Annotated in this window: 20 protein-coding genes; 15 read left to right on the top strand and 5 right to left on the bottom strand. The window is 68.8% G+C overall.

Translation table 11 applies throughout. From position 1 onward, the window contains the following. Positions 1-25 precede the first annotated feature (25 nt). On the bottom strand, positions 26-928 hold the full coding sequence (locus ACZ5YD_RS10080; RefSeq protein ID WP_379743615.1) for a TrmB family transcriptional regulator: 903 nt from the start codon (positions 926-928) through the stop codon (positions 26-28). A 330-nt stretch (positions 929-1,258) separates the two neighbouring features. On the opposite strand from ACZ5YD_RS10080, the gene ACZ5YD_RS10085 reads away from it, so the two are divergent. From ACZ5YD_RS10085 to ACZ5YD_RS10125, 9 genes are all read left to right on the top strand, one after another. Further along, positions 1,259-2,593 (top strand): O-acetylhomoserine aminocarboxypropyltransferase/cysteine synthase family protein, encoded by a 1,335-nt coding sequence (locus ACZ5YD_RS10085; protein ID WP_379743612.1) that lies wholly within the window; start codon positions 1,259-1,261, stop codon positions 2,591-2,593. Further along, entirely contained in the window at positions 2,590-3,960 is a 1,371-nt protein-coding gene (gene metX, locus ACZ5YD_RS10090) for a homoserine O-acetyltransferase MetX (RefSeq protein WP_379743609.1), read from the top strand. Before ACZ5YD_RS10085 ends, metX begins: the two co-directional genes overlap by 4 nt. A gap of 110 nt (positions 3,961-4,070) precedes the next feature. Then, positions 4,071-4,424, top strand: a complete 354-nt coding sequence (locus ACZ5YD_RS10095) for a DNA-binding protein (protein ID WP_379743606.1) — start codon at positions 4,071-4,073, stop codon at positions 4,422-4,424. 8 nt (positions 4,425-4,432) lie between these two features. Further along, complete coding sequence (locus ACZ5YD_RS10100; protein ID WP_379743603.1) at positions 4,433-5,026, top strand: DUF7411 family protein; 594 nt, start codon at positions 4,433-4,435, stop codon at positions 5,024-5,026. Positions 5,027-5,194: 168 nt separating this feature from the next. Beyond that, positions 5,195-6,511 (top strand): histidine--tRNA ligase, encoded by a 1,317-nt coding sequence (gene hisS / locus ACZ5YD_RS10105; RefSeq protein WP_379743600.1) that lies wholly within the window; start codon positions 5,195-5,197, stop codon positions 6,509-6,511. Positions 6,512-6,619: 108 nt separating this feature from the next. Further along, entirely contained in the window at positions 6,620-7,588 is a 969-nt protein-coding gene (locus ACZ5YD_RS10110; RefSeq protein ID WP_379743597.1) for a PstS family phosphate ABC transporter substrate-binding protein, read from the top strand. A gap of 4 nt (positions 7,589-7,592) precedes the next feature. Continuing rightward, positions 7,593-8,537 carry a phosphate ABC transporter permease subunit PstC gene (gene pstC, locus ACZ5YD_RS10115; RefSeq protein ID WP_379743594.1) on the top strand — a complete coding sequence of 315 codons (945 nt, stop codon included), beginning with the start codon at positions 7,593-7,595 and terminating at the stop codon, positions 8,535-8,537. Then, on the top strand, positions 8,534-9,514 hold the full coding sequence (gene pstA / locus ACZ5YD_RS10120; protein WP_379743591.1) for a phosphate ABC transporter permease PstA: 981 nt from the start codon (positions 8,534-8,536) through the stop codon (positions 9,512-9,514). The genes pstC and pstA overlap by 4 nt, the downstream gene beginning before the upstream one ends. 147 nt (positions 9,515-9,661) lie before the next feature. Then, positions 9,662-10,570, top strand: coding sequence for an NADP-dependent phosphogluconate dehydrogenase (locus ACZ5YD_RS10125; RefSeq protein ID WP_379743588.1), 909 nt, complete (start codon positions 9,662-9,664; stop codon positions 10,568-10,570). A gap of 71 nt (positions 10,571-10,641) precedes the next feature. Here ACZ5YD_RS10125 and ACZ5YD_RS10130 read toward each other — a convergent pair whose 3' ends face one another. Next, a complete protein-coding gene (locus tag ACZ5YD_RS10130; RefSeq protein WP_379743585.1) occupies positions 10,642-11,493 on the bottom strand; it encodes a CPBP family intramembrane glutamic endopeptidase in 852 nt (283 codons plus the stop codon). A gap of 66 nt (positions 11,494-11,559) precedes the next feature. Continuing rightward, on the bottom strand, positions 11,560-12,105 hold the full coding sequence (locus tag ACZ5YD_RS10135) for an NUDIX hydrolase (protein ID WP_379743582.1): 546 nt from the start codon (positions 12,103-12,105) through the stop codon (positions 11,560-11,562). Between the two features lie 130 nt (positions 12,106-12,235). Here ACZ5YD_RS10135 and ACZ5YD_RS10140 point away from each other — a divergent pair, with 130 nt between their 5' ends. The 3 genes from ACZ5YD_RS10140 to ACZ5YD_RS10150 all read left to right on the top strand — a co-directional run bounded on the left by ACZ5YD_RS10140 (position 12,236) and on the right by ACZ5YD_RS10150 (position 13,138). After that, positions 12,236-12,472 (top strand): DUF2061 domain-containing protein, encoded by a 237-nt coding sequence (locus ACZ5YD_RS10140; protein WP_379743579.1) that lies wholly within the window; start codon positions 12,236-12,238, stop codon positions 12,470-12,472. 127 nt (positions 12,473-12,599) lie between these two features. Continuing rightward, on the top strand, positions 12,600-12,830 hold the full coding sequence (locus ACZ5YD_RS10145; protein WP_379743576.1) for a DUF2249 domain-containing protein: 231 nt from the start codon (positions 12,600-12,602) through the stop codon (positions 12,828-12,830). Between the two features lie 86 nt (positions 12,831-12,916). Continuing rightward, complete coding sequence (locus ACZ5YD_RS10150; protein WP_379743573.1) at positions 12,917-13,138, top strand: DUF2249 domain-containing protein; 222 nt, start codon at positions 12,917-12,919, stop codon at positions 13,136-13,138. A 37-nt stretch (positions 13,139-13,175) separates the two neighbouring features. Here the strand turns inward: ACZ5YD_RS10150 and ACZ5YD_RS10155 are convergent, their stop codons facing one another. Continuing rightward, the gene (locus tag ACZ5YD_RS10155) at positions 13,176-15,434 is read right to left on the bottom strand and encodes a hypothetical protein (RefSeq protein WP_379743570.1); all 2,259 of its coding nucleotides are present in this window, start codon (positions 15,432-15,434) and stop codon (positions 13,176-13,178) included. Between the two features lie 293 nt (positions 15,435-15,727). On the opposite strand from ACZ5YD_RS10155, the gene arcD reads away from it, so the two are divergent. Further along, positions 15,728-17,170 (top strand): arginine/ornithine antiporter ArcD, encoded by a 1,443-nt coding sequence (gene arcD, locus ACZ5YD_RS10160; RefSeq protein WP_379743567.1) that lies wholly within the window; start codon positions 15,728-15,730, stop codon positions 17,168-17,170. A gap of 33 nt (positions 17,171-17,203) precedes the next feature. Here the strand turns inward: arcD and ACZ5YD_RS10165 are convergent, their stop codons facing one another. Next, positions 17,204-18,979, bottom strand: coding sequence for a hypothetical protein (locus ACZ5YD_RS10165; RefSeq protein WP_379743564.1), 1,776 nt, complete (start codon positions 18,977-18,979; stop codon positions 17,204-17,206). Between the two features lie 231 nt (positions 18,980-19,210). Between ACZ5YD_RS10165 and ACZ5YD_RS10170 the strand changes: the two genes are divergently transcribed. Both ACZ5YD_RS10170 and ppc read left to right on the top strand, forming a co-directional pair. Continuing rightward, a complete protein-coding gene (locus ACZ5YD_RS10170; RefSeq protein ID WP_379743562.1) occupies positions 19,211-20,098 on the top strand; it encodes a dihydrodipicolinate synthase family protein in 888 nt (295 codons plus the stop codon). A 290-nt stretch (positions 20,099-20,388) separates the two neighbouring features. Beyond that, entirely contained in the window at positions 20,389-23,076 is a 2,688-nt protein-coding gene (ppc, locus tag ACZ5YD_RS10175; RefSeq protein ID WP_379743559.1) for a phosphoenolpyruvate carboxylase, read from the top strand. Positions 23,077-23,079: the final 3 nt, after the last annotated feature.

The following is a 23,079-nucleotide window of genomic DNA, read 5'->3' on the forward strand; positions in this document are numbered from 1 at the left end:
TCCTCGGTGGTTAGTTATGGTCGCCCTACTGTTCCCGTTCGGTGCCCGTTCCCTCCGGTTTGTCGTTCGTTCCTCCTGGTTCGGTGCTCGTTCCGTCCGATTCGCTCGCCGGGACCTCGGAGTCCGTCGTCGACGTCCCGGTGTCCCTCACCGATCGATTCTCGCGTGCGAGCAGACGGCGGGCGACGACGACCAGCCCGTTCTCGCCCCCCGAACCGACGATCGCGTGCTCCTCGTCGGACTCCGGATGGATCGTGGTGAGGAGAGCCGCGGACCGGTCGACCAACAGCAGCCGGCCGATCGATCGCCCTTCATCGTCCACCTCGCACAGCCACTCGTGTTCGGACACGACGGTCTCCGCCCGCGGAAGCGCCTCCTCGATCCGGGACCGGACGGTCTCGGTCGCGGCCGCGACGATCAACGTCACTCCCTCGGCGACGCGTTCGAGCGCTTCGAGACATCCCTCCGTGAGGACCGTCCGACGCCCCAGCCCCACCACGACCTCGTCCGAGGCGTCGTCCACGAGCCGCCGGATCCGGTCGTCGATCGCCTCCCGTCCCGAGACCGTCCACACTTTCCGATCCTCGACGTCGGTTTCGTCGCCGGCGTTCGAGATCGCCTCGAGGGCGTTCGCCAGCCGGTCGAGGTTCCGCTCGTACCGCTCGCGAAACGTCCGGACGGCCTCCTCGATCCGCACGGGACGAAACCGCTTCGGACTCGAGTGCTGGACCGCGATGAGCCCGCGCGCCTCCAGCACGCGGACCGCGTCGTAGACTCGCGTCCGTGGCACGTCCGTGACCTCGCTTATCTCCTTTGCCGTCGCCGTCGACAGGTGCGTCAGGCCGACGAAGCACTCCGACTCGTACTCGCGTAACCCGAGCTGTTGTAACGCCTCAACCGCCTCCTCGCTTGGTTCCGGTGTTGCCATGTGTTTGGCTCCCCTCCCTCCCGAACCGCAGTTCAGCGGGACGTCGCGTCCGGCGACGTTCCGGAGACGGCGGCTCTCAGGAGACGCAGACCCGACGACTCAACCGCTATCACCCACGATCGCGTTCGTGCTCCCTTCTGTCGGAGATGTGATGTTATCTACATAGTTCTATCGGCCGTCCCACGTTTCACCGGACGACCCACCGCTCCGGAGAGCCTCTCTCAATAGGCGGCGTGGTCGCGTTCCTTCCGTGTGGACTCGCGATCGACGTCCGGCAGGGCTTGCCGTAACTGACAGTTATAGGAGTATTGAGATATATGCGTGTAGTACATGACCAGAGGGTTCAGGACCCGGAGTCTCCACGCCGGCGTCGAACCGGACCCGGCGACCGGGGCGCGCTCGGTTCCCATCTACCAGACCACGTCGTACGCCTTCGAGGACGCGGACGCGACCGCAAAGCGGTACGCGCTTCGGGCGGACGGCGACGTCTACTCGCGGATCTCGAACCCGACCGCCTCGGCCCTCGAGGATCGGATCGCCGACCTGGAGGGCGGGACGGGCGCGGTCGCGACCGGGTCGGGGATGGGCGCCTTCGACGCGATCGTCACGGTTCTGGCGTCCGCGGGCGACAACGTCGTCGCGAGCGCGGAGATGTACGGCGGGACCTCGACGTATCTCTCGACGATCGCCGACCGCCGCGGGATCGAGGCGCGCACGGTCGAGACCCTCGCGTACGATCGCTACGCCGAGGCGATCGACGAGGACACCGCCTTCGTGCACGTCGAGACGATCTCGAACCCCTCGCTCGCCACGCCGGATCTCGAACGACTCGCGGACGTCGCCCACGAGAACGCCGTCCCGCTCGTCGTCGACAACACCTTCGCGACCCCGGCGCTTTGCCGGCCGTTCGAACACGGCGTCGACGTCGTCTGGGAGTCCACGACGAAGTGGATGACGGGCAACGGCACGACCGTCGGCGGCGTCGTCGTCGACGGCGGGACCTTCCCGTGGGACCACCCCGACGCGGACTACCCGGAGCTGTCGGGCGAGAACCCCGCCTACGGGATCGACTTCTCCGAGCGGTTCGGCGACGCCCCCCTCGCGAACGTCGTCCGCCAGCGGAGCCTCCGGACCACCGGCGGCCAGCAGTCGCCCTTCGACGCCTGGCAGACGCTACAGGGCCTCGAGACGCTCCCGATCCGCATGGAGCGCCACTGCGGGAACGCCCGGGCGATCGCCGAGTTCCTCCGGGAGGACGACCGGGTGGCGTGGGTGAGCTACCCCGGCTTCGCGGACCACGAGACCCACGCGAACGCGGACCGCTACCTCGATGGATACGGCGGCATGGTCACCTTCGGCGTCGAGGGCGGCTTCGAGGCCGCGAAGACGCTCTGTGAGTCCGTCGAGCTGACGAGCTTCCTCGCGAACGTCGGCGACGCGAAATCGTTAATCATCCACCCCGCCTCGACCACACACGCACAGATGGACCGGACCGAACAGCGAAACGCCGGCGTCAGCCCGGACATGCTCCGGCTCTCCGTCGGCCTCGAGGACCCCGCGGACGTCGCCGCCGACCTCGATCGCGGGCTCGCGGCCGGCGAGCGAGCCGCCGATTCGGGGACGCGGGGCGGACCAGCCTCGCCCACGGAGGACCGAGACCGATGAGCAGGATCCCACACGACCACGGCGTCGCGACGCTCGGGGAGTTCACCTTCGAGTGCGGCCGCTCGATCCCGGAGTTGCGGATCGCCTACGAGACCTACGGCGAGTTCACCGGCGACAACGCGGTGCTCGCGTGTCACGCCCTGACCGGCAGCCAGAACGTCGCTCGCACGCCCGAGGAGGCGGGAAGCGACGCAACCGGGGACGACGCGGACGCCAACGGCGCGGACGACGTCGACGAGACCGGCGACACCGGCGATGCCGGCGACGCCCCCGACACGCCCGCCCAGGCCGGCCAGGCCCGCGCGTGGTGGGACGACGTCGTCGGGCCGGGCAAGGCGATCGACACGACGGAGTACTACGTCGTCTGCGCGAACGTCCCGGGCTCGTGTTACGGCAGTTCGGGCCCCGCGAGCCCCCGTCCGGACGGCGTCGAACCCGACCACGAGGTCGACCACGACCGGTGGGCCCTGGAGTTTCCGCCCGTCCAGGTCGGCGACTGGACGCGCGCCCAGCGTCGGCTGCTCGACCACCTGGGCGTCGGCCGGCTCCACGCCGTCGTCGGCGGCAGCGTCGGCGGGATGAACGTCCTCGACTGGGGCAAGCGGTATCCCGACGACGCCGACCAGCTGATCGCCATTGCGACCGCGGCCAGGCTCGATCCGCAGTGTCTCGCCCTCGAGGCGATCGCCCGGCGGGCGATTCGGTCGGACCCGAACTGGAACGGCGGCGACTACTACGGCGACCGACCGAAACCCGAGACCGGACTCGGGATCGCCCGGCAGATCGGCCACATCATGTACCTCTCGAAGTCCTCCATGGACCGGAAGTTCGGCCGACGGTCGGCCGGCCGCGACTCGTTGACGCGCGGCGAGGGGCTCGACGTCGCGGAGAACCCCGCGGCGACGTTCTTCCCGTACCGGGAGGTCGAGTCCTACCTCGATTACAACGCCGCGTCCTTCGCGGACCGTTTCGACGCGAACAGCTACCTCTATCTCACCCGCGCGATGGACGAGTACGACCTCGCGGCCGGCTACGCGACCGACGCGGACGCGCTCGCGGCGTTCACGGGCGAGGCGCTCGTGATGTCCTTTTCGGAGGACTGGCACTTCACCGTCGACCAGGCGGCCGACCTCTCCGACGCGTTCCGCGAGGCCGAGGTCCCCGTCGCCCACCACGTCGTCGACTCCGATCACGGACACGACGCCTTCCTCGTCGAGCCGGAGAGCGTCGGCCCGCCGGTTCACGACTTCCTCGAGGCGGGCCTCGACGGCAAGTCGGTCGTCGACGTCGCGGAGGCGGACGACCCCGTGGCCGACGGGTCCGGGCGCACGCACGCGCCGGTTCACTCCAGCCTCTTTTCGGGGTGACCGTTTCGCCCTCTTTTCGGGATGACCGTTTCCGATCGCGGGCCCGATCAGCCCCGCGATCGGTTCGCGCCTCCGAAATGGTTTTTCACGAGTAGCCGAAAGGGATCCGTATGAGCGACGCACCCGACGACGAACGGCTCGAGGAACTGCGCGAACAGAAGATGCAGGAACTGCAGGACCAGGCCCAGCAGGGCGGCGCCGACCAGGAGGCCCAGGACGCCGCCCGCGAGCGCGCGGAGGCACAACAGGAGGCCGTCCTCAAACAGCACCTCACCGACGGGGCCCGCCAGCGGCTCAACGCCGTCGAGATGTCGAAACCCGACTTCGCCGCGCGGGTGAAAAAGCAGGTCGCGGCGCTCGCCCAGAGCGGTCGCGTCCAGGGACGGATCGACGAGGACCAGATGAAGGAGCTCCTCCGTGAGCTCCAGCCCGACCAGAAGAGCTTCGACATCCGCCATCGGTGACTCGAGGGATGGAGCTGGCCCTCCTGTACAGCGGCGGCAAGGACTCCTCGCTTTCGGCGGTGCTCCTCGACCGGTTTTACGACGTCCGCTGTGTGACCGGCACCTTCGGGATCACCGACGACTGGCGACACGCCGAGCGCGCGGCCGCCGAGCTCGGGTTCCCGTTCGAGCGGATCGAACTCGAGGAGTCCGCCGCTCGCGAGGCCGTCGACCGGATGTACGAGGACGGCTACCCCAGAAACGGCATCCAGCACGTCCACGAACACGCCCTCGAGACCATCGCCGAGCTCGACGTCGACGCCGTCGCGGACGGAACCAGACGCGACGATCGCGTCCCGACCGTCTCGCGCGCGCAGGCACAGAGCCTCGAGGACCGCCACGACGTCGATTACCTCGCGCCCCTTTCGGGGTTCGGGCGCAACGCGGTCGACCGGCTGACGGAGGTGACCTTCGACGTCGAGTCCGGCCCCAGCGAGCAGATCGAGAAGTCCGACTACGAGGACGAACTGCGCGCGCTCCTCGCGGAGACCCACGACGTCGACGCCGTCGCCGAGGTCTTCCCCGACCACGAACAGACGTACGTCCGCGGTCGGACCGACTGAGGACCGATCGCCGACCCATCGGCCAAAGCGGATCGCGGACCCATCGATCGAGGCCCCGATCGGGTTTCGACCCGCGGTCGACCCGTTCTCCCCGCTCGGCTCCCTCCCGGCGTTCGTTCCCGTCCGCGAAGGGATGCTTTCAAGCGCTCGCTCGCCGAACCGCGGCGTATGTACGACCGACTGAAGGGGTTTCGCGACTTCTACCCGGGCGAGCAGTCCGCCCGCCGCGAGGTGACGGACACGGTGGAGGCCGCCGCCCGCAGCTACGGCTTCCGCGAGGTGGCCACGCCCGCGCTCGAGCGCACCCGGATGTACACGGACAAATCCGGCGAGGAGATCGTCGAGGAGCTCTACTCGTTCGTCGACAAGGGCGACCGCGAGGTCGCGATGACCCCGGAGCTCACCCCGACGGTCGCGCGCATGGTGGTCGCGCGCGGCCAGGAGCTCTCGAAGCCGATCAAGTGGTTCTCGACGCGCCCGTTCTGGCGGTACGAGCAGGTCCAACAGGGCCGGTTCCGCGAGTTCTACCAGACGAACATCGACGTCTTCGGGTCCGCGGAGCCCGAGGCCGACGCGGAGGTGCTCGCGGTCGCGGCGGACGCGCTCACCGGGCTCGGCCTCACCGGCGACGACTTCGAGTTCCGCGTCTCCCACCGTGACATCCTCGGCGGGCTGGTCCGCGCGCTCGCGGCCGACCCCGACGCGGTGGACGCCGCCGCCGCCATCCGCGCGGTCGACAAGCGCGCGAAGATCGACGAGGCGGAGTACCTCACCCTCCTCTCGGAGGCCGGCCTGGAGCGCGGGACCGCTCGGGACTTCGACGACCTCATCGCTGGCGTCGACGCGGTCGAGGACCTCGACGCGGTGGCCGAGGCGGGCGGCGCGGACGTCGAGGCCGCCGTCGAGAACCTGCGGAACGTCCTCGCGGCCGCCGACGACTTCGGCGCGGGCGAGTTCTGTGAGGTCTCGTTGACGACCGCGCGCGGGCTCGATTACTACACCGGCGTCGTCTTCGAGTGTTTCGACTCGACCGGCGAGGTGTCCCGCTCCGTCTTCGGCGGCGGACGCTACGACGACCTGATCGAGAGCTTCGGCGGCCAGCCCACCCCGGCCGTGGGGGTCGCTCCCGGACACGCGACGCTCAAGCTGCTTTGTCAACGTGCCGGCGTCTGGCCCGCGGAGGAGCTGTCGACGGACTACTACGTGCTCACCGTCGGCGACACGCGCGCTGAGGCCGCGCGGATCGCACGCGAGCTCCGCGATCTCGGCCACGTCGTCGAGGCGGACGTCGCCGACCGCGGCTTCGGCGGCCAGCTCGGTTACGCCGACTCGATCAACGCGGAGACGACCGTGATCGTCGGAGAACAGGACCTCGCGAACGACGAGGTCACGATCAAGGACATGGAAAGCGGCGACCAGACGACGGCGCCCGTCGACGAGTTCCCGCCAGAGGCGGGCCGGCCGACCTACGAGGACTACGAGTAGGCCGATTCTGCACACACTCTTCGCGACTATATATCTCTATATACCTCTATATCGAATAGATACCGCTAATAGTAGCGTTCATCCCTTTCACTCGAGTTGATGGGAGTGATGGACGTGTCCAACCGCGGCGATCGCGTTTCGACCGGAACGCGTCGACGATTCCTCACCACCGCAGGGGCGGCTGCGACGTTCGGCCTCGCCGGTTGTCTGGGCGGCGGCGAGGATCGCGAGATCCGGATCACGGGCAGCAGTACCGTGTTCCCGCTTTCGGAGGCCGTCGCCGAGGAGTACCAGCGCGAGACCGACGACGTGAACATCTCCGTCTCCTCGGACGGATCGACCGGCGGCTTCGAGCAGTTCTTCATCCCCGGCGACAGCGACATCAACGGCGCCTCGCGGCCCATCCTCGAGGAGGAGGTCGAGCGGTGTCGCGAGAACGGCTTCGAGCCGATCGAGATCCAGTGTGCCGGCGACGCCTTGACGGCCATCGTCAACAACGAGGCCGACTGGGTCGACTGCATGACGATCGACGAGCTCGGACAGATCTGGGACCCCGAGGCCGAAAACGAGCTGTGGTCGGACGTCAATTCGGACTGGCCCGACGAACCCTTCGAGCTGTACGGGCCCGCCACCACGAGCGGGACCTTCGACTACTGGACCGAGGAGGTCATCGGGAAGTTCCGCCGGATCCGCGACGACTTCGAGGGGACCGAACAGGACGACATCATCGCCTCCGGCGTCGAGGGGAGCGAGTACGCCCACGGGTACCTCCCCTTCTCCTACTACACGAACAATCAGGATCAGGTGAAGGCGCTCGACGTCGACGGCGGAAACGGCTGTACGGCACCGAGCTTGGAGGCCGCCTCGACCGGCGAGTACCCGCTCTCGCGGCCGATCTTCTGGTACGTCAACGGCAACAAGCTTACGGAGAACCCGGCACTCGAGCCGTTCATGCGGTTCGCCATCGAACTGACCGGCGACCAGTCGATCGTCGCCGACGACATCGGCTACGTCCCGATGAACGACGACGAGATCGAGAACAACCTCGCGAAGATCGACGACGCGGTAAGCGAGTGATCCGATGACGACCAGTCCCGCGATCGGCGAACGCTCCGACCGCGAGCGGCGGATCGGACGGGCCGTCAAGGGGGTCTTCCTCGTGTGTGCGGTCGCCACCGTGTTGATCACCCTCGGCATCATCCTCACGCTGTTCAAGGACGCGACGACCTTCTTCGCGCAGGTTCCCGTCGTCGACTTCCTGACCGGCACCGAGTGGAAGCCGACGCAGTTGACCGGCGGCGGCGAGTACAAGTTCGGCGTCCTCCCGCTTCTCAGCGGGACGATCCTCATCACCGTGGTCTCCGCGATCATCGCGCTGCCGACCGGACTCGCCGCGGCGCTTTACCTCTCGGAGTTCGCAAGCGAGCGCGTGCGCTCGGTGCTCAAACCCGCACTCGAGATCCTCGCGGGGATCCCGACCATCGTCTACGGCTACTTCGCACTCGTCTACATCACGCCCTTCCTCGAGCGGATCGGGCTGCCCGTGAGCACGTTCAACGCGCTCTCGGCGTCGATCGTCGTCGGCGTGATGATCATCCCGATGGTTTCGTCGATCTCCGAGGACGCCCTGTCGGCGGTCCCCGACGACCTCCGAGAGGCCGCCTACGGGCTCGGATCCACCAAGTTCGACACCTCCGTTCGCGTCGTCGTCCCCGCGGCCGTCTCCGGAATCTTCTCGTCGTTCGTGCTCGCGCTCTCGCGGGCGATCGGCGAGACCATGGCCGTCACCGTCGCGGCCGGCCAGACGCCGCGGATGTTGAGCATCCTCGAGATCGATCAGAACCTGATGCAGTCGAGCGAGACGATCACGGCCGCGATGGTGAACGTCGCACACGCCGAGGGCGGCGGCGGGACGCCCGCCTACTACTCGATGTTCGCGCTCGGGCTCGTCCTGTTCGTGTTCACCTTCAGCCTCAACATCGGCGCCGAGGTCATTCGCGACCGGCTCCGGGAGGAGTACCGATGAGCGCCGAGGTCGATGCGGGAGGCGCCGGGAACGGGCCCGCTGCCGGCTCCGACTCCGGCTCCGAGCCCGGCGACAACCCCTTCCGCGAGAGCGGCTGGGAGCCGCTCTACCGGTCGCTTCGCGACCGGTCGTTCGCGGCGATCCTGTTGATCGCGGCGATCTCCGGGATCGCGATGATGGCCATCCTCCTCGCGTACGTCGCCGTCGACGCCTTCTCGATCCTCGATCCCGAACACGGGTCGTGGGTCGACTGGCAGTTCCTCACGAGCCTGCCCTCGCGGACCCCCGCGGAGGCCGGCTTCCTCGCGCCCATCGTCGGCTCGCTCCTCATCCTCTCCGTGATGATCTTCGCCGTCTTCCCCATCGGGATCGGCGCGGCGATCTACTTGGAGGAGTACGCGCCCGAAAACCGGGTCACCCGGCTCGTCCGGATCAACATCGCGAACCTCGCCGGCGTTCCCTCGGTCGTCTACGGACTGCTCGGACTGGCCGTCTTCGTCCGCGGGATCGGCCTCGAGAGCGGGATCGTTCTCGTGGGCGGGCTCACGGTCGGACTGCTCGTGTTGCCCATCGTCATCGTCTCCTCCCAGGAGGCGCTGCGGGCGGTCCCCGACTCCTACAGACAGGCCAGCCGCGGCATGGGCGCGAGCGAGTGGCAGACGCTCAAGAACGTCACGCTCCCGCAGGCGCTGCCCGGCATTCTCACCGGGACGATCCTCGCGCTCGGGCGCGCGATCGGCGAGACCGCGCCGCTCATCATGATCGGCGCCGCCACGAGCGTCTTCAGCGTCCCCACGACGCTCTTCGACAGCGTCAGCGCGATGCCGATGCAGATCTACAACTGGCGTGCGCGGCCCCAACCCGAGTTCCGCTACGGCGTGGTCGCCGCCGGCGTCGTCGTGCTGCTCGCGATGATGCTGCTTCTCAACGCCACCGCGATCCTGCTTCGCAACCGGTACCAGCGTCGGGACGTCTAGACGGCCGGTCCGTCCCGACTCTCCGGCGATACCCCCTCTCGTCGCCGATCGTTCTCGTCGCCGACGGCCCCCGCTCGTTTTTCGTCGCCGAATCCCCTCTCGTCGCCGATCGCAACCAATAGGGCCCGTCCTCGTGATTCGACGCGTATGCACCTTGGCGTCATCGGCTTGGGCCGGATGGGACGGATCGTCGTCGATCGCTGCCTCGATGCGGGCCACGACGTGGTCGCCTTCGACCTCTCGGCGGAGGCGACCGCCGCGGCCGCGGAGGCCGGCGCGGAGCCGGCCGACTCCGTCGACGACCTGTGTGACCGCCTCGATTCGGGACGCGAGGACGGAAAGCGGATCTGGCTCATGGTGCCGGCCGGCGACCCCGTTGACGCCACGCTCGAGGACCTCGAGCCCCGCCTCGACGGCGACGACGTGGTCGTCGACGGCGGCAACTCACACTTCGAGGCGTCGATGCGCCGGGCCGGAGCGACCGACGCCGCCTACCTCGACTGTGGCACCTCCGGCGGCCCCGCCAGCGCCGAGGCGGGTTTCTCGCTCATGGTCGGCGGCCCCGAGTGGGCCTACGAGGCGATGACGCCCGTCCTCGACGCCGTCGCCACCGGCCCGGACGGCCACGATCGGATGGGCGAGTCGGGCTCCGGCCACTACGTCAAGATGGTTCACAACGGCGTCGAGTACGCGCTGATGCAGGCCTACGGCGAGGGCTTCGAGCTGCTTCACGACGGCCGCTTCGACCTCGACATGGAGTCCATCGCGCGCACGTGGAACAACGGCGCGGTCGTCCGCTCGTGGCTCCTCGAGCTGTGTGAGGAGGCGTTCCGCGAGGAGGGCTCGGACCTCGGAGACGTCGCCGACCACGTCGCCGGCGGCTCGACGGGAACCTGGACGGTTCAGGAGGCCCTCGAACAGGAGGTTCCGGTCCCGCTCATCTACGACGCGCTCGCCGAGCGGTTCGACTCGCGAAACGAGGGACGGTTCTCGCGGCGGCTCGCCAACCGGCTGCGGTACGGATTCGGCCGACACGAGGTCAAACGGCGGGAGTGACGCCCGACGAGGATGTTTTCTCCCCGATCGCCGTGCCGTTCGGCGGGTGGCGGAGGTCGACGGCCGCCGCCTCAAAACGCCGCGGCGGCCATCGCGATCCCTCCCGGAATCGCGTCCGCGTACGCGATCGTGACGTACAATAGCGTGAACAGGGTCGCGTTGTAGACGCCGTGGATGAGCGCGGGGACCACGACGTTTCCGGTGTACTCGTAGCTGGCCCCGAAGACGAGGCTCGGGACGATCAACACGCCGATGCTCACGAGGTTGCCCGTCGCGGAGCCGCCGGTGAGCGCGAACCAGTGGAGGCCCGCGAAGACGACGCTCGTGGCCACGATGGCCGTCACCGGCGAGAAGACCTCCCGGAGCCGGCCCTGGACGACGCCGCGAAACAGCAGTTCCTCGCCGGGGCCGATGAGGAGGATCGACGCGGGGATGAGAAGCAGGAGGACCTCGGGGTTCTCCATGCCGATCTGGGCGGCCTGGTTCGTCCCGGTCTCGAGGCTCGTTCCGGAGAGCGCTTGGTAGGCCGTGATCGCGAACGCGCCGGCGAGCGCCCCCGCGAACGCCAGCACGTACCCTCCCGCGACGACGAGGGCTTCGCGGAGGTTCGGGACGGAGGCGCCGATCGAAAAGCGGGTCGCGTCGATCGGGACCCCGAGACGCTCGCGGAGGACCGGCCGAATCTCCGGTTGCACCTGGACGTACGCGAGCGCCACGCCCGCACAGCCGACCCCCTGGACGAACACGAGGCTCAAGACGATCCCCAAAGAGGGAGTGACTTCGATCCCGATCAGGGTCAAGACGACCCCTCCGACGAGCGTGAGGAGGAACCCGAGGAGGAGGCCGCCGGCACCCAATCCGATCGCGACGACGATCGCGACGGCGGCGATCAGCGCGGTTCGTCCACCGACGTGGCTCGACATGCACGCGGGTTGGCGGCGGACGAGGAAAACTGTTGGCACACCGGTACGCCGAGTGTCGACGTGCTGCTACCGGGTGATCAACTCGTGGTACGTCACCGCCGTGACCGTGCGCCCGTCGTCGATCCGGCCGTCGACGACGTCCGAGAGCAGGTCGTCGTACGCGACGACCTCGACCGCGATCGACTCGTCGTGATCGAGGTCGCGTTCCGCCGTCGGCTCGCACCCCCGCGCGAGGACGTGCTGGTGTCTCGAGTTCGAGACGCCGTTCGACGGCTCGACGTCGAGAAGCGGCTCGAAGCCGTCGGCCGCGTAGCCGGTCTCCTCGGCCAGCTCGCGGGCCGCGGCCGCCTCGAGGTCCCCGTCGTCGCCCGGCTCCATCGAGCCCGCGGGAAGCCCGCGGTTGACCCGCCCCACCGCCTGGCGCCACTCGTCTATCACGACGACCTCGCCCGCCGGCGTGAACGGCAGGATCACCACCGCCGGGGGCTCCTCAAGGTAGTGGTACTCGCCCTCCGTCCCGTCCGGAAACCGGACCTCGTCGCGCCGGACGTCGAAGCCCGGACACGTGTAGTCGATCCCGCCTCCGGTCGTCTTCCAGGTGAGTCCAGTCATCGATCCCCGATCGGTCGAGCGCCGTGATAAACCGTCTGCACCCGCGGTGTAACTAAAAACAGTAACTAACGGTTGGAAAGGTTCGCACTATCGGTTATCTATAAGTCCTCGCTCCCGAAACGTCCGGTCGATGCCCGGGGGACTCTCGCGAACCGCCGTTCACTCGCGTCGTCGAGCGCTCGCCAAGACCCTCTGTTACCGGCTCCTCATGGTGGCGATCACCGTCTGTATCGCGTGGCTCGTCGTCGGCGATCTCGACGACGCCGTGAACATCGGCCTCCTCGCGAACGTCGTGAAGACCGGGACCTACTACGCCTACGAGCGCCTGTGGGACCGCGTCCGATGGGGCGTCTCGACGCCGGCCTGAGTCGGGTTCGAGTTCGCTCCGCTCCTCGAGCGGTGGGTCCCCCGAGCGCGCCGGCTCCGACCCGCGTCTCGCCCCCGAATACGTTCGCCTGAAGACGCAGGTGTCCCCGCCCCCGATCCGCCAGTGTATGCCAACGCTCGACGTCCGTGACGTTCCGCCGGTCGATCGACACGACAGGATACACGACGCGTTCGCCGCGATGGAGCCCGGCGAGACGCTGACGATCGTCAACGACCACGAGCCGAAGCCGCTGTTCTACGAGATGGCGGCCGAGGTCGAGGCTTTCGACGAGGAGGGGTACGCCGTCACCCGCGAGGCCGCGGACGAGTTCCGCGCGGAGTTCCCGAAGCGGGAGTGACGCCGAAACGGGATCGGCGTGTCCTGACCGTCGATCGAACATATTCGAGGGAATCGTCACCTGCGGTCCGTCCGTATCGACGCTCGATGAGCGTTCACGAACGCAGACTCGACGTTCGCGATCCGGAGGACCCGCCCTTCGACCGCATCCAGGAGGCCCTTTCGGACCTCGACCCCGACGAGCGACTGACGCTGATCAACGGCTTCGAGCCGGAACCCCTCTACGACGTGCTCGATCGCCGCGGGTTCACCTACGAGACGACGCAGGTGGCCGACGACGAGTGGCACGTCGAGATCGAACACGCGTGAGCGGCGGTGCCACGTCCGGTTGATCCCCGGGCATCCGCTACAGCGCGTCGCTCTCGCGGGCCTGCTCGGCCCGACGTCCCGCCTGATCGAGCCGGTTTTCGCTCGCTCGCGCGATCGGATTCGGCAGGTCGCCTTCGGCCGCCGCGAGCCGGTCGCTCACCCGACCGAGCCGCTCGATGACCGTCTCGAGGCGACGGTCGGCGTTCCCGCGCTCGCCGGCCCGCGCCCGTTCCGCGGCCGCTCGAGCGCTCTCTGCGACCGCCTCCAGGGCCCGGCGCAACCCCGTGATCGCGTTCGACGACCCGTCCGACGTCGTGTTTCCGCCGCCGGTCGTGGTGCCGGTTCGCCCGGAACCGTCCCCTCCGTCGCCGTCAGCGTCGTCGCCGTCGTCCTCGCTGCCTCCGTCGTCGCTCGTCCCGTCCTCGAGTGCCGCCACCTGCTCGTGTGTCTCCTCGGCGATGTCGGCGACGAAGCTCGCGAGCGACGCCTTGCCGGTCTCGGGGCGATCGATGCGGATCCCCGTCTCGTTCCCGGGATCCGGATTCACCCGATACGCGCCGACCGCGTCGTCGGAATCGCGGACCTCCGTCGTGTACGCTCCCCCCTCGTGGACGTAGACCGCGTCGGATCCCTCGACCGCCGACTCGTAGATGCGGCCGCCGAAGTCGTCCTCGACCGCCACGCGCGAGAGGTCGACGTCGGCCTCCGCGTCCGTGACCTCGAGCTTTCTCGCGTGTTCGCGTGCGACGAGCGGGATCTCCCCGTCGACGCCGGCGGTCGTCGCCGGGCCGTCCTCCGTGACGCTCACCCGCTCGCTGTGGGGCGTCCTCCCGGCTCCGTTCACCGTGAGCCGGTGGTCGCCGGCCGCCACGTCCCGCACGGCGGCGACGCCGCCGAAGGTCGGTACGGCCTCCGGGTCGCTCTCCAGGAGCGCGATCGATTCGACGGACGACTCCGTGGTCGAGATCCCCTCGTTCGTCGGCGCCTCCTCGTCGACGACCGCGTCCGTAACCCGGGCGAGCACGGTGTGGACCGGGGCCGCCTCGCCGATCGCCGCGTACTCCCCGGCCAGCGACTGTCGATGGTTCGCGGCCGTGATGTCCGTCGCCGGGTTCGAGAACCGCGGCTGGCTCCAGGGGGTTCCCGTCGTGGTGATGTGGCCGGCCATCGCGTCCTCGACCGCCTCCGGGATCGCGAACTCGAAGCTCAACTGCGGGCCGGTGAAGTCAGTGATGTGTTCGATCTCCGCGATCGGAACCAGTTCGTAGGCGACGTCCGTCGTCTCACCGTCCCCTCCGTTCTCCGTGCCGCCCGCCTCGTCCGCTTCCGTGCCGCCTGCCTCGCTCCCCTCCGTCTCCGCCGTCTCCTCGTGTCCGAAGACGAGTCCCGTCTCCCGCTCGGGGAGACTTGAGGGAACGGACTCGATCGCATCGAACGAGCGAACCGTGAGCTCCTCGTCGATCAGGGACTCGCGGGTGACCGAGGGGAGCCGGTCGTGTTCGTAGATCGGCGCCCCCTCGTACTCCGGCACCACGTAGGGGAGTCGGGACCCCTCGTCGCGCGGGAGCCCGTAGGCGAGCGGGATCTCCGCGAGGTCCTCGATCCCGTCTATCGCCGTGTTCGTGATGTCCGCGAGCAGTCCCTCCGTCGAGATTCGCTGGAAGCGGTCCGGGACCTCGTTGACCGAGAGGGCGCTCGAGTGGGAGCCGAGCTCGGAGAGGATCCGCGGCGTCGTCTCCGGGTCCGGATCGAGGAACTCGTTGTTCGGAACGCTCCGCGAGTGCGAGCTCGCGACGTAGAGACGCGGCTCCCCGTCGTCCGTGTCCACGAAGACGGAAAGCACCTCCCAGTCGTGCCAGTGGAAGTTGGTCGTGAACTGGTCGAACGCGGAGTAGTACCAGAACTGCACCGCCGCGAGCGGCGAGTCGTCGTACTCGACGACGTGGTAGAAGACCGTCGGGTTCGGCGGCTCCCCGTCCTCGTCGAACCGCTCGTGGTAGCCGTCGAGCGCGTCGAACCCGTCGACGATCGCCTCGCCGTCGCGCTCGCTCTCGTAGGGGCGTGGATCCGTCGGGAACCACTTCTCGGCCGCGTCGAAGTAGATCCGCGGCGCGAACCGCTCGGCCAGCTCCCGCGCTCGGTCGTCCGTCGCCTCCGTCGTTCCGGCGTCGTCCTCGCGTTCGAGCGCGCCACACCCCGAAAGCGACGCGCTCGCGGCTCCGGCCACCCCTTTCAGGACCGCCCGTCGATCGACGCGCGGTTCACGGCCCCTCTCGCCCCCCCGTTCCCGTCTCATTCGTTCGCGATCCGTCGCCCCGGCCGAATAACTCTTCCGTGCCGACGGGCCGCCTCACGCCCGTCCCGTGATCCGCCTCGGTCCGCTCGCGGATCCACACGTTCTACCTGCGGCCTCCACGTCCCATCCGCACCCCGCCACGTTCCCCTGCGTCCTCCTGGCGTTCCCCCGCGCCCTCTCGACGTCCCCCTGCGCCCGCCCACCCGCCGATATCGTGTTCGTTGGTAGCACGTTGTATGCTTTGTGGGAATAAACCAACGAAGTTTAATTCTCCAAGGACATATTCGCTCGTAATGGCTCCCGACTTCACCCCGACGACCTACGAGGAGATCCCGGTCGACCGCCGGCCGTCCCTCCGGCTCGCGCTCGTACCGGTCCTCGCGGTCGTCACCTTCCTCGGCGTCGGCTCGGCCGCGCTGGGGCTCGATCCGCACGTGCCGCTCCTGTGGAGCATCGTCTTCGTCGCCGGCCTCGGCCGGTACCTGGGATACGACTGGGAGGACCTCTTTTCGGGCATCTCGAACGGCCTCCTCATGGGCGTTCAGGCGCTTTTGATCCTCTTCGTCATCTACGCGCTCATCGCGACCTGGGTCAGCGCCGGAACCATCCCGGGGCTCATGTACTACGGTCTCGAGGTCCTCTCGCCGCGGACCTTCCTGCCCGCGGCGGCGCTGCTTTCGGCCGTCGTCGCCTTCTCGATCGGCTCCTCGTGGACGACCGTCGGCACCCTCGGCGTCGCGTTCGTCGGGATCGGATCCGGACTCGGGATCGCGGCGCCCATGACGGTCGGCGCCGTCCTCTCGGGCGCCTACGCCGGCGACAAGCAGTCGCCGCTTTCGGACACCACGAACCTCGCCGCCGGCGTGACGAACACGCCGCTTTATGCGCACATCCGTCGGATGCGTACCGGCACGGCCCTCGCGTTCGGCATCGCCGTGGCGGCCTTCGGCGCCCTCGGAGTGCGCGCCGCCGGCGACATCCCGGTCGACCGCCTCCTCGAGATACAGACCGCCCTCGCGGGCACCTACGAGCTGACGCCGCTCGTGTTCCTCCCCCTCCTCGTGACCTTCGGACTCGCGTTGCGGGGCCACCCCGCCCTCCCGGCGCTCGTCGCCGGCGTCTTCGCGGGCGTGTTCGCCACGGTCCTGCTCCAGGACGTCGGCTTCCTCGCCGCCTGGGAGGTCTTCATGTACGGCACCAGCCCCGAGACCGGAAGCGAACTGGTGGACGACCTCCTCGCGGCCGGCGGACTGACCGGGTCCGCCTGGACGATCACCGTCGTCGTCGCGGCGCTCTCGCTCGGCGGGATCCTGGAGCGGACCGGCGTCCTCGCCGTGTTGGCCCACGGCCTCGTGAGCACGCTCCGGAGCTCCGGCGGCCTCGTGGCCGGCACCGGCCTCTCGGCGATCGTCATCAACGTCCTCACCGCCCAGCAGTACATGAGCATCGTCCTGCCGGGCGTCACGCTGCGGAACCTCTACGAGGAGTTCGACCTCGAGAGCGACCAGCTCTCGCGGGCCGTGGAGGCGGCGGGCACCCCGACCGGGGCGTTGATCCCCTGGCATGCGGGCGGCGTCTACATGGCGACGGTCACGGGCGTCCCGACCCTCGAGTACGCCCCGTTCTACCTGTTCGGGTTCCTCTCCCCGCTCGTCCTGTTCGCGATGGTCCTCGTGGGCTTCGACGTCCCCGCCACCACCCGCCGCCACGTTCCGACCGCGCCCGCGGACGACTGACTCCCCCGAACCGTGTCCGCGGACGACTGACGATCACCACGTGAGCCAGCGCACGCCGAGGTAGCCGCCCGCGAGGCCGACGCCGAGCCCGATCTCGACCGGGATCGGCCCGATCGGGAGCGGTCCGGTCGGGATGGTCGCAAGCGGGAACCACCCGGTCGGGATCATTCCGAGCGGGAGCCGGTCCGCGACGAATCCCGGCAGCCAGCCGCCGTCCTCGTCGGCCGTTCCGTCGCCGTCGGCTTCGCTCTCGCCTCCGGTTCCGCCTCCCTCTCCGCCGTCGGACGCCCCGTCGCCGGACTCGCCGCCCGTCCCGTCTCCTGCGGAGCCGTTCGATGGGTCCACGACGATCGGCTCCGCGTCGCCGTCCCCGACCGCGTCCGCCGACTGTGACACCCGGATCGTCTCGACGTGTTCGGTCCCGTCGACGTCGATCGTTCGTACCCGGATCGTCGCGGGGTAGACGTCCATCCGGAGCGTCTCGTCGATCGTCACCGAGTCCGTGATCCCGCCCGTGTACGCCGTGTTGAGGTCGAGGACGTCGCCGCCGGGCGAGACGGTCTCGACGCGGACGCGGGAGATCTGTCCGTCGTAGACCCGTCCGCGGACCCGGATCCGCCGGCCGTCGACCGCCTCGGTCGCCTCGCGGTCGAACTGCACTCGCGGGGTGACGAGCTCGGTGTAGTTGACCGTCACCTCCCGCTTTGCGGGCGGGTTCGTCCCGTCCTCGGCGACGACGGTTATCGTCTCCGAGCCGCTCGGCACCTCGACCGTTCGGGTGAACGTGTGCTCGATCGGCCGCGCGCCGGGCGGCTGTGGGCTGAGCTGGTACTGCAGTCCGGAGCCGTCCTTCGGTCCCAGGCGGGTCCCGACCGACTCGACCCCGACGCGGTCGGAGGCCCGGACGTGGAGGCGAACGGCCGAGCGCGTCTCGACGGCCTCGCGGTCGAGCACCTCGATCTCGGGCGGGTCGGTGTCCTCGACGCGTATCTCGATCCGGTACTTCTTCACGTGATCGAACGCGTCGAAGAGCGTGATCTCGAGGGTGTTCAACCCCGCTCCGAGCTCCGGCTGGTTCGGCCCGAGCCGGAGCCGCTGGGAGATCGACTCGCCCGGATCCCGGAGCACGATGCGCTCGCGTTCGCCCCGGGTATTGTCGGCGTAGTTGTAGTGGTAGGTCGTCTCGATGATCGCCTTCTCGACGTGGGACTCGTCGTGGAAGCTCCCCTCGAGCAGAATGTTCGATTTGTTGAGCGTGTACTCGTCCTTCGGGCCCTCGTAGGTGTTGTTCTCTCCGGTGAATCCCGTCGAGAACGGCGAGTCGAAGGTCATGAGCGGGCGCGTCGAGTCCTCGGTGACCGTCGCGTCGTAGATCGTCGTCGACCCGTCGGTCTCGACGACGACCCGGAGATCGTGTGCTCCCGACTCGAGGTCCAGGTCCGTCGAGGTCTCGAGGGCGGTGTCGTTCGGGGCGTACGACCGGACCGTCCGGCCGTCGATCCGGACGGAGACGATCCGGATCGTCCCCTCGCTTTCGGCTCGAACGGAGAGCGTCGGGTCGTTCCCGGTCGTGATCGAGCCGCCGTCCTCGACCGCGGTGCCGTCGAGCGACACGTCGATCGTCGCGCCGGGCGATCCGGTCGTCTGTGCGATCCCGCCCGTCGTCCACGGGCCGTCGACGGCGTGCTCGACGTCCGTGGCTTCGTCCATCGAACCCGCGGACGCGGACGTGGCGGCGGCCCCCCCGACGGCGACGCCCGCGAGCGCGGCCACCACCACGAGGACCGCGAGATGGCTCCTTCGTGACATCCTCGTGGTAACTCGTCCGTGAACTCGCCGACCCGACGGATAAATGTACGCGTTCGCTCATCACGCGTGATAATCGACCACGACCGCTATGCCGGTCGTGGTCGATCGCGGCGGGCCGCTGTGCCGGTCGTGGTCGATCGCGGGACAGGAATCGTTCGGGACGCCGACCCGGAAACGACCCCGTTCCACGACATCACCGATATTTAACTCACCCGACCCCCTGGCCCCGGTATGGATCTGCGATCCACACTTCGAGGCGTCACCACCCCGCTTGTGACGCCCTACGACGGCGAGGCGATCGACGAGGCGGCCCTCGAGGGACTGATCGACCACGTACAGGACGGCGGGGTGGACGCGGTCTTCCCGTGCGGGACGACCGGCGAGTTCCCGAGCATGACGCCCGCCGAACAGCGCCGGGTGACCGAGTTCACCGTCGAGGCCGCCGACGTGCCGGTGATCGCCGGCGCGGCCCGGACCAGCGTCGAGGAGACCGTCGAGGCGATCGACGCGGCGGCGGACGCGGGCGCCGACGCCGTCGCCATCGTCCCGCCGTACTTCATCGCCGCGAACGCGCCCGAGGGGAACAGGCGGGTCTTCGAGTCGGTCCTCGATCGCGCGTCGCTTCCCGTCCTCCTCTACAACATCCCGCAGTGTACCGGCGGCCGGATCGAACCGGAGACGGTGGCCGCCGTCGCCGACCACGACCGCGCGCTCGGGCTCAAGGACTCGAGCGGCGACCTGGAGTACTTCTCCGCGGTCCTGCGCGAGACGCCCGAGGAGTTCCTCTGTCTGCAGGGGTACGACGCGCTCCTCGTCGCCTCGATGCGGATGGGCGGCGACGGCGGCGTCAACGCGCTCTCGAACGCGGTCCCCGAGGTGTTTCGCGAGGCGGTCGACCGCGTCGACGACGAGCGCGGCCGCGAACTGCAACTCGAGGCGATCGCACCCCTCTTCGAGGCGTGTACCGACTACGGGTTCGCCCCGGCCGCGAAGTCCGGACTCGTCCACCGCGGAGTCATTCCGACCGACGACGTCCGACCGCCCCTGGTTCCCGCCCCCGACGACGCCCCGATCGGCGAACAGGTCGATCGCACGCTCGCGGTCGCCGACCGCTCCTGAGCGGTCGCTTTTCCTCACTGGCCGTTTTTCGCGATCGGTCGTTCCCGCCGCTTCGAGTCCGCTCCGGACGGCCCCGTGCTCGGTCCCACACCCCCCGACGTCCCCCCGAAGCACCGTCCGACTCGCGGATGCACACCGATCCTTCATGTCCGGATCGATATCCGACATCGATGAATGACCGTCCAGTTTACTCCGCATCAACGGTCATTATCGATCGATCATCGGCGATTCGGATGGATATGCGGTCGTTCATCAAGGAGCTTTTACGTGCCGAGCCGCCTTGGTGTGGTATGGATAGACACACGAGAAACGTCCAGCAGGACGTCCGCGAGCTCGGCGCGTTGCTCGGGGACGTCCTCGAGGACCAGACCTCACACAGCGCCTTCGAGACGGTCGAATCCTGTCGGACGAACGCGATCGACTATCGCTCCGGCGAGATCGACACCCGTGAGCCGCTCGTCAGCGAGCTCGAGGGGCTCTCGCCGCACCACCAGCGGGTCGTCGCCCGCGCGTTCACCACCTACTTCGAGCTCGTCAACCTCGCCGAGGAGCGGGAGCGGGTCCGAACGCTTCGATCGGACTCCCAGGCGGAGACGCTCGAGGACGGCCTCGAGGCGGTCGCCGAGGAGCTCGGCGAGCGTGATCGCGAGACCGTCCGGCGCGTGCTCGATGACGTCCTCGTCGAGCCGACGTTCACCGCCCACCCGACCGAGGCGAGACGCAAGACGGTCAAATCGAAGCTCCGGACGGTCGCGACCCACCTCGAGACGCTCGACGAGCGGCTCCTCACGGACAAGGAGGCGGACCAGGTGTGGCGCGACGTCGACGCCGAGGTGACGAGCCTCTGGCAGACGCCGCAGGTCCGCAGCCGCCAGCCGGAGCCGGAGGACGAGGCGCGAAACGTCCAGTGGTACCTCGAGAACACGCTGTTCGACGTCGTCGGCGAGGTCTACGACGAGCTTGACGACGCGCTCGCGGAGACGCTCGAGAAGTCGATCGACGTTCCGACGCTCTTCGAGTTCCGGTCGTGGGCCGGCAGCGACCGCGACGGCAACCCCTACGTCACCCCGGAGGTGACCGCCGCCACGCTCGAGCGACAGCGCTCCGTGGTCCTCGACCGATATCGCTCACAGCTCGAGCGGCTCACGGGCGTGTTGAGCCAGGACGGCAGCCGGATCGAGGTCGGCTCCGCGTTCCGCGAGTCGCTGGACCGCGACCGCGACCGGCTCCCCGGAACCGCGCGCACCGCCGAGCAACGCTACCCCGGCGAGCCCTACCGCCAGAAGCTCGAACTCATGCGCGAGCGGCTCGACCGGGTCGGGGACGTCCGTCCCGGCGGATACGGGAGCGCCGATGAGCTACGCGAGGACCTCTCCGTGCTCGCCGAGAGCCTGCGGAGAAACGACGCCGAGAGCGTCGCCGATGCCCACGTCGACCCGATCGCACGGCGGGTCGACACCTTCGGCTTCTCGCTCGCCAGCCTCGACCTCCGCGACCACCAGGAGAAACACACGAACGCGATCGCCGAGGCGCTCGACCGGGAGGGGATCGACTACCGGGGACTCTCCGAGGAGGAGCGCGTCGAGTTCCTCACCGACGCCGTCCTCCAGGACGAGCCCGTGATCGACCTCGAGGACCGCGACGGGCTCTCCCCGGACACGGAGCGGGTCCTCCGGCTGTTCTCCGACCTCGCCGACTGGCAACGCGAGTACGGCAACGAGGCGATCGACACCTACTGCATCTCGATGACCGAGGAGCCGAGCCACGTCCTCGAGGTGCTGTTCCTCGCCGACCAGGCGGGCGTCGTCTCGCTTCCCGAGCACGCGGGGATCGACGTCGTTCCCCTCCTGGAGACCGAATACGCCCTCTCCGGCGCCCGGCGGATCATCGGGACGCTCTTCGAGAACGAGGCGTACGCGAAGGCGCTTTCGGCTCGCGGCGGCACCCAGGAGATCATGCTCGGCTACTCCGATTCGAACAAGGAGAACGGCTTTCTCGCCGCCAACTGGTCGCTGTACAAGAACCAGCGGCGCCTCGGCGAGATCTGTGCGGACCACGACGTCACGATGCGGCTGTTTCACGGCCGCGGCGGCTCCATATCGCGCGGCGGCGGGCCGATGAACGAGGCCCTGCTCGCGCTGCCGAACGACACCGTCTCCGGCCAGGTGAAGTTCACCGAACAGGGCGAGGCCATAGCCGAGAAGTACGCCAACCCGCGGATCGCCGAACGGAACATCGAGCAGATGCTCAACGCCCAGCTCCGTGCGCGACTGCAGGCCATCGAGACGCCGGAGGAGGAGGTCCGCGAGGAGTGGATCGACGCGATGGACGAGATGGCCGACGCCGCCCGCGCGGAGTACCGCGACCTCCTCGAGACCGACGGCTTCGTGAGCTACTTCGAGCAGGCGACCCCCATCACCGTCATCGAGAACCTGAACCTCGGCTCGCGGCCCGCCTCCCGATCGGACGAGCGCACCGTCGAGGACCTTCGGGCCATCCCCTGGGTGTTCTCGTGGACGCAGTCTCGGTGTATCCTCCCCGGGTGGTATGCGATCGCGACGGGCGTCGACGCCTACCTCGACGCCGGCGGGTCGATGGACGTCCTCCGCGAGATGTACGAGGAGTGGCCGTTCTTCCGAACCACCCTCGACAACGCCGCGGCCTCGATGTCCCGGACCGACCTCGAGATCGCGAGCCAGTACGCCGACATCGCCGACCCCGACCTCCGAGATCGGTTCTTCCCCCGCGTGAGCGAGGAGTACGAGCGCGCGACCGATCTCCTCGAGGAGATAAGCGGCCAGGACTCCCCGCGAACGCGCGAGCGCGGCGAGAACCTCGAGCTTCGAAACCCCTACATCGACCCCCTGAACCTGCTGCAGGTCCATCTCCTCGATCACGACGACCGAACCGACCTCGAGGAGCGCACCCTCCGGTTGACCGTCAAGGGGATCGCGGCCGGCATGAAGAACACCGGGTAGACC

The organism is Halopenitus salinus, assembly GCF_055397165.1.

Excerpts from the sequence above, each read along its gene's own strand:
- ACZ5YD_RS10080 (WP_379743615.1), bottom strand. The coding sequence starts at position 928 with ATGGCAACACCGGAACCAAGCGAGGAGGCGGTTGAGGCGTTACAACAG.
- pstC (WP_379743594.1), top strand. The coding sequence starts at position 7,593 with ATGACGACCAGTCCCGCGATCGGCGAACGCTCCGACCGCGAGCGGCGG.
- ACZ5YD_RS10150 (WP_379743573.1), top strand. The coding sequence starts at position 12,917 with ATGAGCGTTCACGAACGCAGACTCGACGTTCGCGATCCGGAGGACCCG.
- ACZ5YD_RS10110 (WP_379743597.1), top strand. The coding sequence starts at position 6,620 with ATGGACGTGTCCAACCGCGGCGATCGCGTTTCGACCGGAACGCGTCGA.
- ACZ5YD_RS10165 (WP_379743564.1), bottom strand. The coding sequence starts at position 18,979 with ATGTCACGAAGGAGCCATCTCGCGGTCCTCGTGGTGGTGGCCGCGCTC.
- ACZ5YD_RS10135 (WP_379743582.1), bottom strand. The coding sequence starts at position 12,105 with ATGACTGGACTCACCTGGAAGACGACCGGAGGCGGGATCGACTACACG.
- arcD (WP_379743567.1), top strand. The coding sequence starts at position 15,728 with ATGGCTCCCGACTTCACCCCGACGACCTACGAGGAGATCCCGGTCGAC.
- ACZ5YD_RS10095 (WP_379743606.1), top strand. The coding sequence starts at position 4,071 with ATGAGCGACGCACCCGACGACGAACGGCTCGAGGAACTGCGCGAACAG.
- ACZ5YD_RS10140 (WP_379743579.1), top strand. The coding sequence starts at position 12,236 with ATGCCCGGGGGACTCTCGCGAACCGCCGTTCACTCGCGTCGTCGAGCG.
- ACZ5YD_RS10085 (WP_379743612.1), top strand. The coding sequence starts at position 1,259 with ATGACCAGAGGGTTCAGGACCCGGAGTCTCCACGCCGGCGTCGAACCG.
- ACZ5YD_RS10145 (WP_379743576.1), top strand. The coding sequence starts at position 12,600 with ATGCCAACGCTCGACGTCCGTGACGTTCCGCCGGTCGATCGACACGAC.
- ACZ5YD_RS10130 (WP_379743585.1), bottom strand. The coding sequence starts at position 11,493 with ATGTCGAGCCACGTCGGTGGACGAACCGCGCTGATCGCCGCCGTCGCG.
- ACZ5YD_RS10170 (WP_379743562.1), top strand. The coding sequence starts at position 19,211 with ATGGATCTGCGATCCACACTTCGAGGCGTCACCACCCCGCTTGTGACG.
- ACZ5YD_RS10125 (WP_379743588.1), top strand. The coding sequence starts at position 9,662 with ATGCACCTTGGCGTCATCGGCTTGGGCCGGATGGGACGGATCGTCGTC.
- pstA (WP_379743591.1), top strand. The coding sequence starts at position 8,534 with ATGAGCGCCGAGGTCGATGCGGGAGGCGCCGGGAACGGGCCCGCTGCC.
- ACZ5YD_RS10155 (WP_379743570.1), bottom strand. The coding sequence starts at position 15,434 with ATGAGACGGGAACGGGGGGGCGAGAGGGGCCGTGAACCGCGCGTCGAT.
- ACZ5YD_RS10100 (WP_379743603.1), top strand. The coding sequence starts at position 4,433 with ATGGAGCTGGCCCTCCTGTACAGCGGCGGCAAGGACTCCTCGCTTTCG.
- metX (WP_379743609.1), top strand. The coding sequence starts at position 2,590 with ATGAGCAGGATCCCACACGACCACGGCGTCGCGACGCTCGGGGAGTTC.
- ppc (WP_379743559.1), top strand. The coding sequence starts at position 20,389 with ATGGATAGACACACGAGAAACGTCCAGCAGGACGTCCGCGAGCTCGGC.
- hisS (WP_379743600.1), top strand. The coding sequence starts at position 5,195 with ATGTACGACCGACTGAAGGGGTTTCGCGACTTCTACCCGGGCGAGCAG.